Raw genomic sequence first — 1,492 nt, forward strand, 5'->3', positions numbered from 1 at the left:
CCCCAGGACGCCCCCCAGCGCGTCACCGGCCCCGCCCTCGACTTCTGCCTCCTCGTCACCCAGCGCGTCCACCGCGCCGACACGGCCGTACGCGCCGAAGGCCCGGACGCCGACCGCTGGCTCGACATCGCCCAGGCCTTCGCCGGGCCGGCCGGACCCGGACGTACGCCCAAGGGGGCCTGATGCGCCGCCCGCTGCGGATCGGCAACGCCTCCGGCTTCTACGGCGACCGCTTCGACGCCCTGCGCGAGATGCTCACCGGCGGCCCGCTCGACGTGCTCACCGGGGACTACCTCGCCGAACTCACCCTGCTCATCCTCGGCCGCGACCGGCTCAGGGACGCCCGCCTCGGCTACGCCAGGACGTTCCCGCGCCAGCTGGAGGAGTGCCTCGCCCTCGCCCACGAGCGCGGGGTGCGGATCGTCACCAACGCGGGCGGGCTCAACCCGGCCGGGCTGGCCGAGGCCCTCCGGGAGCTCGCCGCCCGCCTCGGGGTACCCGCGCGCGTCGCCCACGTCGAGGGGGACGCCCTGCCGCTGCCCCCCGGCGCGCTCACCGCCAACGCCTACCTCGGCGGCGCCGGCATCACCGCCTGTCTCGCCGCCGGGGCCGACATCGTCGTCACCGGGCGGGTCACCGACGCGGCCCTGGTCACCGGGCCCGCCGCCTGGTGGCACGGGTGGGGGCCCGAGGAGTACGACGCGCTCGCCGGAGCGGTCGTCGCCGGGCACGTCCTGGAGTGCGGCACCCAGGCGACCGGCGGCAACTACTCCTTCTTCCGCGACCACGACCTGCGCCGCCCCGGCTTCCCGCTCGCCGAGATCCACGCCGACGGCAGCAGCGTCATCGGCAAACACCCCGGCACCGGCGGCGTCGTCGACACCGGGTCCGTCACCGCGCAGCTCCTGTACGAGACCGGGGGCGCCCGGTACGCCGGGCCCGACGTCACCGCCCGGCTCGACACCGTGACGCTCACCCAGGACGGGCCCGACCGGGTGCGGATCAGCGGGGTGCGCGGCGAGGAGCCGCCGCCCACGCTCAAGGTCGGCCGCACCCGCGTCGGCGGCTGGCGCAACGAGGTCGTCTTCGTCCTCACCGGCCTCGACATCGACGCCAAGGCCGCCCTCGTCCGCGCCCAGGTGGAGGACGCCCTCGCCCGCGCGGAGTCCCGCCCACGGCACGTGAAGTGGGAGCTCGCGCGCACCGACCGGCCCGACGCGTCCACCGAGGAGACCGCCAGCGCTTTCCTGCGGCTCGTCGTGCGCGACCCCGATCCGGAGGCCGTGGGCCGGACCGTGAGCGGCGCCGCCGTCGAGCTGGCCCTCGGCAGCTACCCGGGCTTCCACGTCACGGCCCCGCCCGGAAAGGGCACGCCGTACGGGGTGTTCGAGGCCGACTCCATACCGGCGGCCGAGGTCGAGCACATCGCCGTACTGCCCGACGGATCACGGCGGGCGCTGCCCCATCCCTTACGGACACGGCCCCTGGAGGA

At 76.2% G+C, this 1,492-nt stretch carries 1 protein-coding gene and 1 pseudogene; both read left to right on the forward strand.

Annotated features, from left to right (window positions below):
• Positions 1-183, forward strand: a pseudogene (locus ACJA3G_RS36815) (wyosine base formation domain-containing protein); the annotation flags it as partial.
• On the forward strand, positions 183-1,492 hold a 1,310-nt coding region (locus tag ACJA3G_RS36820; RefSeq protein ID WP_406557364.1), incomplete at its 3' end, for an acyclic terpene utilization AtuA family protein. The pseudogene ACJA3G_RS36815 and the gene ACJA3G_RS36820, both read left to right, overlap by 1 nt.

Source organism: Streptomyces sp. YS-3, from assembly GCF_045257485.1.
GTDB lineage: Bacteria > Actinomycetota > Actinomycetes > Streptomycetales > Streptomycetaceae > Streptomyces.